The sequence below is a fragment of the Providencia sp. PROV073 genome (genome assembly GCF_033688125.1).
GTDB lineage: Bacteria > Pseudomonadota > Gammaproteobacteria > Enterobacterales > Enterobacteriaceae > Providencia > Providencia hangzhouensis.
This window is the reverse complement of sequence record NZ_CP096353.1, coordinates 3,475,706-3,491,647: the sequence shown is the minus strand read 5'-3', so window position 1 is coordinate 3,491,647 and position 15,942 is coordinate 3,475,706. Positions and strand designations below refer to the sequence as shown.

Below are 15,942 nucleotides of genomic sequence, written 5' to 3'. Positions count from 1 at the left end.
CATTCGCCAATTTTGATTATCATCGTTGCGAACTTGAATTATTGGCGTTATATTAATTGCGTATATCTCAGGGCGGGGTGAAAGTCCCCACCGGCGGTAAACATGCATCACGCATGAAGCCCGCGAGCGCTTTATCATTTTTATGGTAAAGGTCAGCAGACCCAGTGTGAATCTGGGGCCGACGGTTATAGTCCGGATGGGAGAGAATTAACAGTATCTGCATGTTTGTGCGATTACGCACAATAGTGTTCTGCATACCTGAATAGGTAAATGCCTTTTATTGGCTATTTATATATTCACCATTTCTCGTATTCCTAAGACTGCCTTGATTCTGGTAACTAGTTAATAACTATTTAAGAGGTTTTTTACCATGGATCATTCGCTACTTTCTGTATTTGGCAATCCTATCGAACGTGTTGAAAATGCTATCGAGGCATTACGCCAAGGTAAAGGTGTTCTTGTTCTTGATGATGAAGATCGTGAGAACGAAGGCGATTTAGTTTTTGCAGCAGAAACTATGACCGCCGAGCAAATGGCATTTACCATTCGTTATAGCAGTGGGATCGTGTGCCTTTGTATTACCGAAGAGCGCCGCAAGCAACTCGAACTACCTATGATGGTAGATAACAATACGAGCCAAAATCAAACAGGCTTTACTGTGACCATTGAAGCCGCACAAGGTGTGACGACAGGGGTTTCTGCCGCAGACCGTATTACTACTATTCGCGCTGCAATTGCAGATAACGCCGTTCCTTCAGACCTTAACCACCCAGGACATGTTTTCCCTCTGCGTGGCTGTGAAGGCGGGGTATTAACGCGTCGTGGCCATACTGAAGCGTCTATCGACTTAGCAATATTGGCAGGTTTCAAGCCAGCCGGTGTGCTGTGTGAGTTAACCAATGATGATGGTTCTATGGCTCGTACCCCAGAAGTGGCTGCGTTTGGTCAGCAACATGGTTTGACTGTGGTGACGATTGAAGACTTAGTTCAGTATCGTCAGTTGCAGGAAAAGAAAGCGAGCTAATCTTTTTTCTCGTCATATCTTGAATATTATCTAATGTAATGGTTTTAGTTATTTAGGTAATAAATAGTCTGTTAAGCATATAGAATGTTATAAAGGCCACTGAGTTGCACACCTCGTGGCCTTTTCAATTTTTTTGATGATCATACTCATAATTAGCCCACTGTGTTTTTTGCTGGAAAGCGTATGCTGTAGGGAGAAACTAATTGAGTTGGAGTTGAAATCATCATGTCATTAAATACTTCGATGGTAAAAAATAAGATCCCTGCCATTTTTATTGGTCATGGTAGCCCTATGAATGCGATTGAGGATAACCCTTACACTCAAGCGTGGGAAAATCTCGGTAAAGCCTTATCTCGGCCACGCGCAATTTTGGTGATTTCAGCCCATTGGTATACGCGCGGTACTGCTGTGACTTCGATGTTAAAACCAAAAACGATTCATGATTTTGGCGGGTTCCCCGAAGCCTTGTATCAAATCGAATATCCAGCTCCTGGTTCTCCTGAATTAGCTCAGCAAGTTGTTTCATTACTCGCCCCTGAGCCAATTTACCTTGATGAACAAGAGTGGGGATTAGACCACGGTACATGGGAAATTTTGCTGCGTATGTATCCAGAAGCGGATATCCCCGTGATCCAACTGAGTATCGATGGTAGCAAGCCCGCCACTTGGCACTATGAACTCGGTAAAAAATTGAGTGTTTTAAGGGAGAAAGGCGTGCTGATTATGGGCAGTGGCAATGTTGTTCACAATTTACGGGCGATGAATTGGCAGAACTCTCATGCTGAGCCGTACCCGTGGGCAATATCTTTTGAAAAATTTGTATATGACAATCTGCAAAGTCATGAAACGCCTCACCCACTGACTAAAGGATTAGAACGGGAGGATGGCAAATTATCGAACCCATCACCAGAACATTACTTGCCTATTTTACCTATTTTAGGAACTTGGGATGGGCAAGAAGAGATCAGTACACCGATTGAGGGAATTGTGTCAGCATCGTTAAGTATGTTGTCTATTCAGGTAGGGTAAGTTTTCTGCTATAGAATTGACTAACAAAAAAGCCCAAATCATATTGCTATATTTGGGCTTTCCTTTTAACGTTAAATACGATTAGTCGATGATCGTATGTGGATAAAAGCGTGATAAGTCTTGAGTGATCAGTTCTTTATCTTCACGAATACAGATCCCCGCAGGTTGATCATTCACCAACCAGCTTCCGACTAAGGTGTAGTTACCTTCAAATTGTGGAAGTGGATGGAACTGTTGAATAATCATACCTTCTTCGCCGTATGGGCCGTCTGCGGCTGCAATTTCCTTACCATTTTCGATAATACGGATATTAGCGCCTTCACGAGAAAATAATGGCTTAATAACGTATTTTTCGAGTTCTGGCTGGGTTTTGCCATCCGCAAAATAGGCAGGCAGTAAATTTGGGTGATCTGGGAACATTTCCCATAACATAGGCAATAAGGCTTTGTTAGAAATGATGCTCTTCCATGCAGGTTCTAACCAGCGTACGCCAGCGTCTTGCAATTTAGTCGAGAAAATTTCTCTTAGCATAAATTCCCATGGATATAACTTGAACAGGTTGCTAATCACCTGATCTTGGGTATCCGAAAACTCACCTTTTTCACCTAGGCCAATTTCATCGATATATAAGAATTCAGTGGCAATACCCGCTTCATTTGCACAGTCTTGTAGATATTGAACGGTACCGCGATCTTCTTCAGTGTCACGGCAACAAGACATATGCAACAAGCGAAAACCATACTGATCTTTTAATTGCGTAAAGCGTTCGATCAATTGCTCTTGAATACTATTAAACTGATCGGCATTTTCAGGTAATTTCCCTGCTTCAATTTGATCTTCTAACCAGATCCATTGGAAAAATGCAGACTCGTATAATGAGGTTGGAGTATCCGCGTTATTTTCTAAAAGCTTAGGAGGGTTAATACCATCGTAAGCGAGGTCAAGCCTAGAATATAACGAAGGTTGTTCGCTTTTCCATGAGCTGCGAACAAATTCCCAACAATGCTTAGGGATCTGAAAACGTGCCATTAACTCATCGCTTTCAACAACACGTTCAACCACTTTTAGGCACATTTGATGCAACTGCTCGGTTGCATCTTCGATTTCTTCAATTTGTGCCATAGTAAATTGGTAATACGCATCTTCTGACCAGTAGGGCTCACCATACATAGTATGAAATTCAAAGCCAAACTCAGAAGCTTTTTCGCGCCAGTTTGGGCGCTCTACTATAGGAACTCGTTTCATTACTTATCAACCACCCATCGAACGGGAAGAAGAGGTTGATTTTGCAGAAGAAGATGAACGCTGTGCCATCGCTTGTTTATTTACGGTGTCACCAAAACCGCCACGGGTAACTGTTGAAGTTGTTGGTGGTTTAGGTGCCATGGCTGTTTTTGGTACGCTCATGGAACGGCCACCTGCAACAGCAGGGCCATAGCTTTTACCTGAAGCGTCAACAAACTTACCATTGGCAGGGCTAGCTGGGTTTTTTGAGCTGAATAATGGTTGTGATGCAGCGCTACCGCCCATCATACGGCCCATCATATAACCCATCATTAATGGCATCCACATGCTACCGCCGCTGCTTTGTGCTTGAGCCGTTTGTTCACCATTTGTTGAGCTAGTGCCTGCAATACCTGCTTGAGCCGGAGCTTGAGTACACATAGCTTCACCAAACTCAGCAATACAGTCAGCTTGAGTTTCATATTTAGGTGCAGTTTTAGCGGCTTCTTGTAGCGCATTATTGTAGGCGATAGTGCACTGTTCTGCTTGTGATGGGTTCGCTTGGCTACAGTCTTGTGCGTTTGTGTACAATGAGACGGTTTCATCACTTTCTTCACAAGCGGAAAGCATAAATACGGCACTGACCGCAACAGCCACAGGCGCTAAACGGTATGAACGCCAAGACTTACGGAAGGCGCTCTGATTAATATCTTTGGTACGCTTCATGGTCATGGTAATTACCCTGAATTTAATTAAGTAAGATGTTTTTAGATGTTAGCTCTAGGATAGGGGATAAACGCTGAAAATTAAAGCAGAAATATAGGAGAAATGAGCTGAATTTATCATTTTGATAACTTTTTGCTATTTTTTCCTATTTAGCATGGTATTAGTTAAAGGGAAAAATAATATTTTTATTTTATATCAATGTGTTAACTATTGGTTGTTTTTTGCTCTAGCGCGCAGTAATAAGAGTGAGAATTAACTGAATTTGTGCCAGAGGCTAATGAAAAGGGGTTGTAAGCGGTTCAATTAGTGCAAATTAGCAATTCTAAACGATTTACTTGGCTTCCTTCAAAAAATAACCCGCTATATAAGCGGGCCATTATATCATTTTCAAATAAACTAAGAGTTTTAATTCATTTTTGGCGCGTTGGTATTACGAATAATACTACTTGCAGAGGTTGAAATCTCTTTACCTAAATTCGCATTTAGGCGGGCAATATCGTCTTCGTTCAATGTGCCACGAGCAAATTCGATATTCAGTTGGTTAATCATGTAGTCATAACGTGCATTAGACAGGTTTTGTTTCGCTTGGTATAGCGCAGTTGTTGCTGTCAACACGTCAACAATGGTACGAGTTCCTACTTGATAGCCGGCTTCCATCGCATCTAATGAGCTTTGTGCGGAAACAACGACTTGTTTGTAGGCATTAATGCTACTGATTGACGATGATACGTTATTAAATGATGAACGAACTAACTGAATCACATTGCGGTAAACGCTTTCTAGTTGTTCACTAGCACCTTGGAAACCATATTGTGCTTGTTCAACCTGAGAACTGACTGCGCCACCAGTATACAGTGGAATGCTTAAATTTAAGCCAATGCTATTTTGACCATTATAGCTGTTGGTCGCACCACCACCATATGGAGTATTATAACCGCTGCCGTGTTGGTAACTATTTGTGACTGATGTTGATGCATCTAAGTTAACTGTTGGCATGTGGCCTGTTTCTGCTAAGCGAATATTTTCACGAGAAACATCTTGTGCTAAACGTGCGCTTAATAGGCTGAGGTTACGCTCTTCTGCTTCTTTTAGGATAGCGTTGATATCGCCCAACTCATTGGTTTTAAAGCGGTCGATATTTAAAGAAGCAAGTTGGCTGTAGTACACGCCACTGACTTGACGCAGTTTTTCAATCGCATTTTCTAAATCATTGCGGCCAGCGACTTCTTGTGCAATAACGCTATCATAGTTTGCACGGGCGTTTTGCACGTCGGTAATGGCAACAAGGCCAACGTTAAAGCGTTGTGTAACTTGGTCTAATTGGCGATAAACGGCTTCTTTATTTGCTTCAATATAAGATAACGCGTCAATCGCTTTTAACACATTAAAATACGCAGTTGCAGTATCTAAAATTAATTGCTGTTGACTTGTTTGGTATGTGACATCAGAAATACCCGCGGTTTTTTCTTGGATAGTCAATTGACGCCATTTCGACATATCAAACACAACTTGAGTGAGTTTCAGTGAAGCATTTAAACCTGTGCTTTCAGTATTTCTTGCGTCACGGTAACCACTGCCGTAGCTAGCTCCTGCACCTAAACCTAATTGTGGCAATAATGGGCTGCGAGATTCATTAATTTTTTCAAAAGCTTGATTACGTTCAGCTAATGATTTTCTTAATTCAGGGTTACTTTCTTTGGATTTTTGGTAAACCTGTAGTAAATCTTCTGCATAGCTATTGGTACTGAGACCCACAAAACTCATCGAAATTAAAAGGGGAAGCAGTTTCTTCATTTTGATTCCTTGATTAAACAGCAAATTAAGTTGAGTCTGTTGCCTAAAACGTACCATGCCTAACTAGGCGATAGATATTAAATTATCCGTTTTAGAGACAGTTATTAAAAACAGACACTACGTTGCTCTTTGATTTGAATAATGGCGCTTATTGTAACAGAGTATCACTTCTATTAACGGTAGCCTTTTGTGCCATTTTGTCTCAATTTATTAAACATTACCTCATCTAAGGTTAAAAAACCTTAAAAACTGTTTTAATCCACAATTATTTCCTTAAGATGGAATAATTGGGTTTGGAGAATGAAATGACAAAACAAATAGAGCAGCCAATTAAATACGGCAAAAATGATGTTGAAATTATATCCAAGCGTAAATTATTTAACGGTTTTTTTCAAATGGTTGAATATCAATTTCGTCATCGCCTTTTCGCGGGGGGATGGAGTAAAGAAATTCGCCGTGAAGTTTTTGAACGCGGCCATGCTGGCGTGGTTTTACCCTATGACCCGAAAGCAGATAGTGTTGTTTTAATTGAACAAATTCGGTTGCCAGCGATTGAGACTAGTGAAACACCCTGGTTACTTGAAGCAGTAGCTGGAATGATAGAGCAAAACGAATCACCGGAAGAGGTTATTCGTCGTGAGGCCGTTGAGGAAGCTGGGCTTATTATTGGTCGCACTGAAAAAGCGGTAAGTTATCTTTCTAGCCCTGGCGGTACGACTGAACGTATGCATGTATTTATCGGTGAAGTTGATAGCAGCCAAGCGAAAGGTGTTCATGGGCTAGCGTCAGAAAATGAAGATATTTGCGTACATGTGGTTAGTCGAGAGCAAGCTTTTCAATGGGTTGAAGACGGCACAATTGATAATGCAGCAACAGTGATAGCGATTCAATGGTTACAACTTCACTATCAAAAACTTCATGAAAAGTGGATGAAACTGTGTTAAATAACGATTAATCTGATGAAGTGTGTGCTGATTATCAGAAAGTTAGAAAGTAAAGCTTTAAGATAGTTGTAAGTATGTTGAGCTTTTATATAGTTGTAATGAATAGATTAGGTACTAAATAATATTTAAGAAAAGGAATACTTTTGGACAGCCAGCTTGAAGTGACTGCAAAGAACTCTAAAGTTGTGAGAATTTTACAGGTTACTGATACGCATCTTTTTGCTAATACAGAAAATACGCTTTTAGGGGTAAATACTTACCGTAGCTATCAGGCGGTACTTGATGCTATCTCAGAGGAAAATCTCCCAATCGACTTAATTGTGGCGACAGGGGATTTAGTTCAAGACCAATCACCACAAGCTTATCAGCATTTTGCGGATGGTATTGCGCGTATTCCTGCTCCTTGCGTATGGCTTCCTGGTAATCATGACTATCCACCGGCTATGGTCAAAACACTCAGAATTGCTGGGATTTCAAGCGCTAAACAAGTTTTAATTGGTGATGAGTGGCAAATCTTAATGCTTGATAGCCAACTTCAAGATGTACCTCATGGCGAGCTTTCTGAACAACAGTTAGAGTGGATGAAAGCCAGCTTAGATGCTGAACCTGAACGTACTACATTGATTATGCTGCATCACCATCCTCTAGCCTCGGGTTGTACTTGGCTTGATCAGCACAGTTTGAGAAATTCACATATTTTAGCTGATTATTTAAAAAGCTACTCAAATGTTAAAGCGATGCTATGTGGCCATATTCACCAAGAAATGGATGAAAACTGGCACGGTATTCGGTTGTTGGCAACGCCTTCTACCTGTGTGCAATTTAAGCCTCACTGTACTAATTTTGCGCTTGATACTGTCGCGCCAGGTTGGCGATATTTAGAATTAAGTATTAATGAGCAAGGGCAAAGGCATATTACAACCCGCGTTCATCGCTTAGATACAAGGGAATTTAGCCCTGACCTTGACTCAGACGGTTATTAATTCGCTTATGTCAACTCTACTTTATATTCATGGTTTTAATAGTTCCCCTCAATCAGCTAAAGCTAATAACTTAAAGCAATGGATTGAGGTGAATTATCCGCAAATTAATATGATTGTACCGCAGTTACCGAATTACCCTCAGCAAGCTCAAGCTATGTTGGATGATATTGTCCAACAGCATCAGCATGAGAAAATGGGGTTAGTCGGCTCTTCGCTCGGCGGTTATTTTTCAATTTGGTTTTCAGAGCGTTATCAGCTTCCTGCTGTCGTCGTAAACCCTGCGGTACGTCCTTTTGATTTACTGCAAGATTACTTAGGCGACAATACAAACCCATATACTCATGAACAATATGTGTTGGAAGAAAAGCACATTCATGAGCTAAAATCCTTATACATTGAAAGATTAACTTCCCCTCAGCTTATCTGGTTGTTACAACAAATGGGCGATGAAGTACTTGATTATCGAGAGGCTGTTGCCTATCTTTCAAAGTGCAAACAAACTGTGGAACCTGACGGTAATCATGCCTTTATTGGTTTTGACGCTTACTTTTCTCAAATTGTTGATTTCCTACAATTGGCAGAGAAATAGTGTCAAAACGTATGAACACTGTTATTATCAACAGTAACTCACTGATTGAATAGTTCAATTAATCACCTATTACCGCAGAATGACAACATGACTCAATCTAGTTATAACGCAGAGGCCATTGAAGTCCTCAGTGGTTTAGAGCCTGTTCGCCGTCGTCCGGGGATGTATACCGATACCAGTCGACCGAACCATTTGGCTCAAGAAGTAATTGATAATAGCGTCGATGAAGCGCTTGCGGGGCACGCGAGCCATATTGAGGTTATTTTACATGCCGATCAATCCCTTGAAGTAATTGATGATGGGCGCGGTATGCCTGTCGATATTCACCCAGAAATGAAAGTGTCAGCGGTTGAGTTGATCCTGGGGCAATTACATGCGGGGGGGAAATTCTCCAATAAAAACTACCAATTCTCAGGTGGTTTGCATGGTGTCGGGATTTCTGTCGTCAATGCGTTATCAAAACGTATTGAAGTTACTGTTCGTCGTGATAGCCAAGTGTATCAAATTGCCTTTGAAAATGGCGATAAGGTTGAAGATTTACATGTAATAGGGACTTGTGGAAAACGCAACACAGGGACTAGCGTGCATTTTTGGCCAGATGGCAGCTATTTTGATAGTCCAAAATTTTCAGTAACTCGTTTAACTCATAATTTAAAAGCCAAAGCTGTTTTATGCCCTGGCGTGAAAATCACGTTTAAGGATAAGCTCAACGATACAGAGCAAAGTTGGTGCTACAGTGACGGGTTGACCGATTACCTAATGGAGTCAATTGACGGCCTTGAAGCGTTACCTCCAAAGCCATTTACAGGTGAATTTTCAGGGGAAACAGAAGCCGCACAATGGGCGTTGCTTTGGTTGCCTGAAGGTGGTGAATTACTGACGGAAAGCTACGTTAACCTTATCCCAACAGCACTAGGTGGAACCCATGTTAATGGTTTACGCCAAGGGTTGCTCGATGCGATGCGTGAATTTTGCGAATTCCGCAATATATTGCCTCGTGGTGTTAAGCTCTCAGCAGATGATATTTGGGAGCGTTGTACTTATGTGCTTTCCGTTAAAATGCAAGATCCACAATTTGCGGGGCAAACCAAAGAGCGTCTGTCTTCTCGTCAATGCGCTGCGTTTGTTTCGGGCGTGGTAAAAGATGCCTTCAGTTTATGGCTTAACCAAAACGTGCAAGTGGCTGAACAGCTTGCAGAAATGGCAATTTCTAGCGCGCAGCGTCGAATGCGTGCAGCGAAAAAAGTGGTGCGTAAAAAACTCACCAGTGGCCCTGCTTTACCGGGTAAATTAGCCGATTGTAGCTCGCAAGACCTGAGTATGACGGAATTGTTCCTTGTAGAAGGGGACTCCGCAGGGGGCTCTGCAAAACAAGCGCGTGACCGCGAATACCAAGCTATCATGCCGCTACGCGGTAAAATTCTCAATACATGGGAAGTGTCTTCTGATGAGGTTTTAGCTTCCCAAGAGGTACATGATATCTCTGTTGCTATTGGAATAGACCCTGATAGCGAAGACCTTAGTCAATTACGCTATGGGAAAATTTGCATCCTTGCGGATGCGGACTCCGATGGCTTGCACATTGCTACATTGCTATGTGCGTTATTTGTCCGTCATTTCCCAACATTAGTAAAAGCAGGGCATGTCTATATGGCAATGCCGCCGTTATATCGTATCGATTTAGGCAAAGAAACGTTTTACGCCCTTGATGAAAGCGAAAAAAATGCTGTACTTGAACGCCTTAGCCGCAAGCGAGGTAAACCCAATGTTCAGCGATTTAAAGGGCTGGGGGAAATGAACCCACTGCAATTACGTGAAACGACATTAGATCCAAATACTCGTCGTCTTGTACAGCTAATTATCGATGATGAAAACTACCAAGAAACACTTGCGGTCATGGATATGCTTCTTGCGAAAAAACGCTCTGAAGATCGCCGTAATTGGCTGCAAGAAAAAGGCGATATGGCTGAAATTGATGTCTAATATCCGAATTGCGATGAGAAAGGAACGAATTGAATGAGTGAAATTACTCATGATGGCGTAGAGCGCTTACCGCTTCATGCTTTCACTGAAAATGCCTATCTGAACTATTCGATGTACGTCATCATGGATAGGGCATTACCGTTTATTGGCGATGGGCTTAAACCTGTTCAGCGCCGTATTGTGTATGCGATGTCAGAACTTGGCTTAAGCAACACTGCAAAATATAAAAAATCCGCCAGAACTGTGGGTGATGTTCTCGGTAAATATCACCCACACGGTGATATCGCTTGTTATGAAGCGATGGTCTTGATGGCGCAGCCGTTTTCTTACCGTTATCCGCTGGTGGATGGTCAAGGAAACTGGGGGGCACCGGATGACCCTAAATCATTCGCAGCAATGCGTTATACCGAATCACGACTATCCAAATACGCTGAAATTTTACTCAGTGAACTTGGCCATGGCACCGTCGATTGGGTACCAAACTTTGATGGTACGCTAAACGAGCCCAAAATGTTGCCTGCACGTTTGCCAAATATTTTGTTAAACGGTACAACGGGTATTGCGGTTGGGATGGCGACAGATATTCCACCACATAACGCCCGAGAAGTGGCTCAAGCTTTGGTGGCTTTACTAGATAAACCTACGCTAAATCTTGATGACATCATGGCATTTGTGCCGGGACCTGATTTCCCTACGGAAGCAGAAATTATTTCTTCCCGTGATGATATTCGTAAGATTTATCAAAATGGGCGCGGCTCTGTACGCATGCGTGCGGTGTGGGAAAAAGAAGATGGTAATGCTGTTATCACGGCTCTCCCTCATCAAGTTTCTGGGGCGAAAGTTTTAGAACAAATCGCCAGCCAAATGCGCGCGAAAAAATTGCCGATGGTTGAAGATTTACGCGATGAATCTAACCATGAAAACCCAACACGTTTGGTGATAGTTCCACGTAGTAATCGTGTTGACCTTGAACAGGTTATGACGCACTTATTTGCGACAACGGATTTAGAGCGTAGCTACCGCGTTAACCTTAATATGATTGGTTTAGATAACCGACCTGCGGTAAAAGGGCTTGTTGAGATCTTAAATGAGTGGATCGCTTACCGTCGACAAACTGTACGTAATCGCTTAAATCACAGGTTAGAAAAAGTATTAAGACGTTTACATATTTTAGATGGTTTATTGATTGCTTATCTGAATATTGATGAAGTCATTGAAATTATTCGTACAGAAGATGAACCCAAAGCGGTTTTAATGTCACGTTTTAATATCAGTGATACCCAAGCTGAAGCTATTTTAGAGTTAAAATTACGCCATTTAGCCAAGCTCGAAGAAATGAAAATTCGTGGCGAGCAAGATGAATTAGCCAAAGAGCGCGATGATTTACAAGCGATTCTTGGGTCTGAAAGACGTTTAAATACGTTGATTAAAAAAGAGATTCAAGCTGACGCCAAAGATTACGGTGATGACCGTCGTTCCCCATTGCATGAGCGCGAAGAAGCGAAAGCAATGAGCGAACATGAAATTTTACCGTCAGAACCGATTACCGTTGTGCTTTCTGATATGGGGTGGGTGCGAAGTGCTAAAGGGCATGATATCGAGCCGACTAACCTAAATTATAAAGCGGGAGATGGTTTTAAAGGGGCTGCGCGAGGTAAGTCAAATCAGGCGGCGGTATTCCTTGACACAACAGGGCGAAGTTATTCTGTGGATCCGCTTGAATTGCCTTCAGCGCGTAGTCAAGGTGAGCCTCTAACGGGGAAATTAACTCTGCCTCCAGGTGCATCCATTGAACATGTATTGATGGCGCCTGATGAGCAGAAATATTTAATGGCTTCTGATGCAGGTTACGGTTTTATTTGTACCTTCAATGACTTAGTCACTAAAAATAAAACTGGTAAGGCCTTAATTTCTTTGCCTGAAAATGCAAAAGTATTGGCACCAATTGAACTGCATAATGAACAGGAAGATTTGCTGTTGGCAATTACCAAGGCAGGGCGTATGTTAATATTCCCTGTGGCGGATTTACCCCAACTTTCAAAAGGTAAAGGGAATAAAATTATCAATATTGCAGGTGCGCAAGCGGCAACTGGCGATGATTTATTGACTTGGTTGATGATTTTGCCTGTGGGGGCATCAATGACCTTGCATTTCGGTAAGCGGAAGCTGAAGTTTAAAGCAGAAGACTTACAAAAATATCGTTCAGAACGAGGTCGTAAAGGGACGTCGTTACCGCGTGGAATGCACAATATTGAGCGTATTGATATTGAGCCAGTAGAGTCTGAATAATTAACAAAGAACAAACCTTATAAACCTTTTTTAGTATGAACTTCACAAGGTTTATAAGTAGATAATATTCATCATGGAGCTGAAAAGCTTCTTACAATTTGGGGTTAGTATGTTAGCGCTTATTAGAGCGATCATTGTTATTATTTATACGATTGCGGTGTGTGTAGGGGGCGGGATTTACTGTCTATTTAGCCCTCGTAACCCAAAACACGTAATGACATTTGGTCACATGTTCGGGCGGTTATCAGTCGTTTTTGGGATTAACATTATAAATCGTGTACCCGAGAAAGCTAAGAGCTATGGCCCGAGTATTTATATTGGTAATCACCAAAACAATTACGATATGGTGACTATGTCAAATGGGGTATTACCAAGAACGGTAACCGTTGGTAAAAAAAGCTTGGTTTATATACCTTTTTTTGGCTTTTTATATTGGATAACGGGTAATATTTTAATTGACCGCGCTAATCGCTCTAAAGCCCATAACACAATCACGCAAGTTGCTGACCAGATTAAAAAACGTAAAATTTCTGTGTGGATGTTTCCTGAAGGTACTCGCAGCCGTGGTCGTGGTTTACTGCCATTTAAAACGGGGGCATTTCATGCAGCGATTGCAGCAGGGGTACCGATTGTGCCTGTTTGCGTTTCTAGTACACAAGGTAAAATTAAGTTAAACCGTTGGAATAACGGTACTGTTATTATTGAAATGCTAGACCCTATTGATACATCGCTTTATAGCCGAGAGCAAGTGAGGGAATTATCTGAGCATTGCCATGCTTTAATGAAAGCCAAAATAAAAGAACTCGATCTCGAAGTCGAAGAAATGGCAAAACAAGGCAAATAACCTAATTCATTGAATTTATTTAAAAATGGGCAATATACAAATATTGCCCATTCTTTTAGGTTGAATACAGCATAAATTGACTTTATTGTTTCCTACCTGTCTTATTTCCTTTTTTAATTACTTACCCTTACTATTTATAATCTTATTAATTATATTTTTACACATTTGCTAGATATTTTTAGAATTTAGCCTTTTTTCGCGATATCATGGCTTACAAATTATTGCGACCTTAAATTGTTGTATCTAAGTTGTTATATTGCTGGGTCCAATCATAAATTAGCCATTTTATAGGCTGAAAATCTACAATACTAAATAATAAAATGCGCTGGAATTTTTGTTTAGCGGAGAATTTATGTCATTCAATCGATGCCAAGCCCTGATAGCGGCGGGGGTGGCTCTATGTTTGTCCTATGTGCCAATTTATGCAAATGCAGAGGGGGCGACAGCTTTACCTGTGCCACCATTATTAGAATCACGGTCTGGACAGCCATTATTTTTAACATTACAAAAAATTCATTGGTCTTATGATGGAAAATATTCAGCCGATATTTGGGGAGTAAATGGTTCTTCCCCTGGGCCGACAGTCAAAGTAAAAAATGGCGATGATATTAAGCTTATTTATAGTAATCGCTTACCTGAAGCCGTTTCGATGACAATCAGCGGGTTGCAAATACCAGGAACACAAATTGGTGGAGCGGCAAGGTTAATTTCACCTAATGCGGACTGGTCTCCAGTGATCCCGATACGTCAAAATGCAGCAACGCTTTGGTATCATGCAAATACTCAAGGGAAAATGGGCGAGCAAGTCTACAATGGTTTATTGGGGATGTGGATCATCGAAGATGATGTGACGAAAAACCTGCGTTTACCTAAACACTATGGTGTTGATGATTTTCCTGTCATTATTCAAGATAAGCGTTTAGATAATTTTGGCGTCCCTGAATACAAAGCCGATGAAAACGGGTTTTTAGGCGATTCATTACTGGTTAATGGCGTACAAAATCCATACATTGAAGTTTCTCGAGGGTGGGTACGTCTACGATTATTAAATGCGTCGAACTCCCGTTATTATGTAATGAAAATCAGTGATGGTCGCCCATTTTCATTGATTGCATCTGATCAAGGGTTATTAACTGTACCTGTTAGTGTTCAGGAACTCCCATTAGCACCGGGGGAACGGCGTGAAGTCTTGATTGATATGGCGAAAACGCAAGAGTTAACCATTACTGCGGGCGAGTCGGCTACCTTTATGGACCGTTTAAAAGGGCTATTTGAACCATCGAATAGCTTAATTTCAACCAATGTATTAACTATCAAGGCAACTGGATTAATGTCATTGGTAACGGATGGTTTACCGGCACAATTAGTTGAAGATAAAACGCAAGTCACATCCAGTATTACACAACGTAATATTCACCTTAATGATGGTTTTGGTATTAATAATGCGACTATTGATACAAACAGGGTTGATTTCTCAAGCCGCCAAGGCAATTGGGAACGTTGGGTTGTGACGACGAATGAACCGCAAGCATTTCACATTGAAGGTGTGCGCTTTAAGGTCTTAAACCGTAATGGTAAACCAACACCGCCAGAAGATTATGGCTGGAAAGATACTGTGTGGGTTGATAGCCGAGTTGAATTATTAGTTCAAATGATGCAACCGTCCTATAACCATTTCCCGTTCTTATTTTATAGCCACAATTTAGAGAAGGCGGATTTAGGGTCTGTAGGGCAGTTGGTTGTTGCACCGCAAGACACCATGCAATAATTCGTATTACAACAATATTGAATATCCAATAAGCAGGCATTTAGCCTGCTTTAGGTTGTTGACAAAGCTAGCTTAGCGCCACTCGAATACCAAAGGCGATTAATACAACGCCGAGAACCTTATCAACGTATTTTTGCACCTTTGCCAGGCCTTTTCTTACAGGGGCACTTTGGATTAAAAATACTAAAATAGGCCAGTAGATGACGGCTAAACCCCAAATAATAAAGGCAAACCACAGCTTTTCGCCAACAGTGGAATTAATATCTAGCACTTGGGTAAAAACCGCTAAAAAGAACAGCGTGGCTTTTGGGTTTAATACATTACAGAGAAAACCTTGCATAAAGGCTTTTTTGAATGAAACAATTTCGTGTTTACTGGTTGTTAGATCAACGCTATGGCCGGATTGCGGAAGTAAGCTTTTGACACCGATCCAAATTAAATAGGCTGCACCCGCGTATTTTAAGATATTAAACAGCCAAGGCGTAGTTGTAATCAAGACAGCGAGGCCTGCAACACAGTAAGACATATGCAAAGCGATAGCGACTATCACACCACATGCAGACATTAATGCGGCAGAGCGTTGATAGCGTGCTGAATTTTTAACAATCAAAAAGAAATCTGGCCCTGGAGAAAGCATACCGAGTGCAGCGATGGTCGCAACCATAATACTCGTTTCGTACATGTTATAATCTCTTTTCCCGTTCAATGTTGGTAAATAAAAATGACCTGCTAATGACACTCACAT

Annotated in this window: 13 protein-coding genes and 1 riboswitch; of the genes, 9 read left to right on the top strand and 4 right to left on the bottom strand. The window is 41.4% G+C overall.

Annotation, left to right across the window (positions count from 1 at the left end):
- The first annotated feature begins 59 nt into the window (after window positions 1-59).
- A riboswitch (FMN riboswitch) is annotated at window positions 60-212 on the top strand.
- Window positions 213-370: 158 nt separating this feature from the next.
- Window positions 371-1,024 (top strand): 3,4-dihydroxy-2-butanone-4-phosphate synthase, encoded by a 654-nt coding sequence (gene ribB, locus M1F17_RS15885; protein ID WP_206277514.1) that lies wholly within the window; start codon window positions 371-373, stop codon window positions 1,022-1,024.
- A gap of 225 nt (window positions 1,025-1,249) precedes the next feature.
- Window positions 1,250-2,053 carry a 4,5-DOPA dioxygenase extradiol gene (gene ygiD / locus M1F17_RS15880; protein ID WP_226617205.1) on the top strand — a complete coding sequence of 268 codons (804 nt, stop codon included), beginning with the start codon at window positions 1,250-1,252 and terminating at the stop codon, window positions 2,051-2,053.
- A gap of 81 nt (window positions 2,054-2,134) precedes the next feature.
- On the opposite strand, the gene M1F17_RS15875 is transcribed toward ygiD, so the two are convergent.
- From M1F17_RS15875 to tolC, 3 genes are all read right to left on the bottom strand, one after another.
- Window positions 2,135-3,298: a glutathionylspermidine synthase family protein gene (locus M1F17_RS15875; RefSeq protein WP_004908587.1), complete on the bottom strand. Its 1,164-nt coding sequence runs from the start codon at window positions 3,296-3,298 to the stop codon at window positions 2,135-2,137.
- 6 nt (window positions 3,299-3,304) lie between these two features.
- Window positions 3,305-4,009 carry a DUF1190 family protein gene (locus M1F17_RS15870; protein ID WP_004257725.1) on the bottom strand — a complete coding sequence of 235 codons (705 nt, stop codon included), beginning with the start codon at window positions 4,007-4,009 and terminating at the stop codon, window positions 3,305-3,307.
- A gap of 399 nt (window positions 4,010-4,408) precedes the next feature.
- Window positions 4,409-5,797 carry an outer membrane channel protein TolC gene (gene tolC, locus M1F17_RS15865; protein ID WP_036958003.1) on the bottom strand — a complete coding sequence of 463 codons (1,389 nt, stop codon included), beginning with the start codon at window positions 5,795-5,797 and terminating at the stop codon, window positions 4,409-4,411.
- Between the two features lie 305 nt (window positions 5,798-6,102).
- On the opposite strand from tolC, the gene nudF reads away from it, so the two are divergent.
- The 7 genes from nudF to ftsP all read left to right on the top strand — a co-directional run bounded on the left by nudF (window position 6,103) and on the right by ftsP (window position 15,197).
- The gene (gene nudF, locus M1F17_RS15860; RefSeq protein ID WP_004257715.1) at window positions 6,103-6,741 is read left to right on the top strand and encodes an ADP-ribose diphosphatase; all 639 of its coding nucleotides are present in this window, start codon (window positions 6,103-6,105) and stop codon (window positions 6,739-6,741) included.
- 143 nt (window positions 6,742-6,884) lie between these two features.
- Entirely contained in the window at window positions 6,885-7,724 is an 840-nt protein-coding gene (gene cpdA / locus M1F17_RS15855; RefSeq protein WP_004257710.1) for a 3',5'-cyclic-AMP phosphodiesterase, read from the top strand.
- Window positions 7,725-7,731: 7 nt separating this feature from the next.
- The gene (gene yqiA / locus M1F17_RS15850) at window positions 7,732-8,313 is read left to right on the top strand and encodes an esterase YqiA (protein ID WP_272666986.1); all 582 of its coding nucleotides are present in this window, start codon (window positions 7,732-7,734) and stop codon (window positions 8,311-8,313) included.
- 87 nt (window positions 8,314-8,400) lie between these two features.
- The gene (gene parE / locus M1F17_RS15845; protein WP_094961099.1) at window positions 8,401-10,296 is read left to right on the top strand and encodes a DNA topoisomerase IV subunit B; all 1,896 of its coding nucleotides are present in this window, start codon (window positions 8,401-8,403) and stop codon (window positions 10,294-10,296) included.
- 33 nt (window positions 10,297-10,329) lie between these two features.
- On the top strand, window positions 10,330-12,585 hold the full coding sequence (gene parC / locus M1F17_RS15840; RefSeq protein ID WP_096864070.1) for a DNA topoisomerase IV subunit A: 2,256 nt from the start codon (window positions 10,330-10,332) through the stop codon (window positions 12,583-12,585).
- Window positions 12,586-12,694: 109 nt separating this feature from the next.
- Window positions 12,695-13,429 (top strand): 1-acylglycerol-3-phosphate O-acyltransferase, encoded by a 735-nt coding sequence (locus tag M1F17_RS15835; RefSeq protein WP_136134329.1) that lies wholly within the window; start codon window positions 12,695-12,697, stop codon window positions 13,427-13,429.
- Between the two features lie 352 nt (window positions 13,430-13,781).
- Window positions 13,782-15,197, top strand: a complete 1,416-nt coding sequence (gene ftsP, locus M1F17_RS15830) for a cell division protein FtsP (RefSeq protein WP_004257690.1) — start codon at window positions 13,782-13,784, stop codon at window positions 15,195-15,197.
- 67 nt (window positions 15,198-15,264) lie between these two features.
- Here ftsP and M1F17_RS15825 read toward each other — a convergent pair whose 3' ends face one another.
- Entirely contained in the window at window positions 15,265-15,879 is a 615-nt protein-coding gene (locus M1F17_RS15825) for a LysE family transporter (protein WP_004257687.1), read from the bottom strand.
- Between the last annotated feature and the right edge of the window lie 63 nt (window positions 15,880-15,942).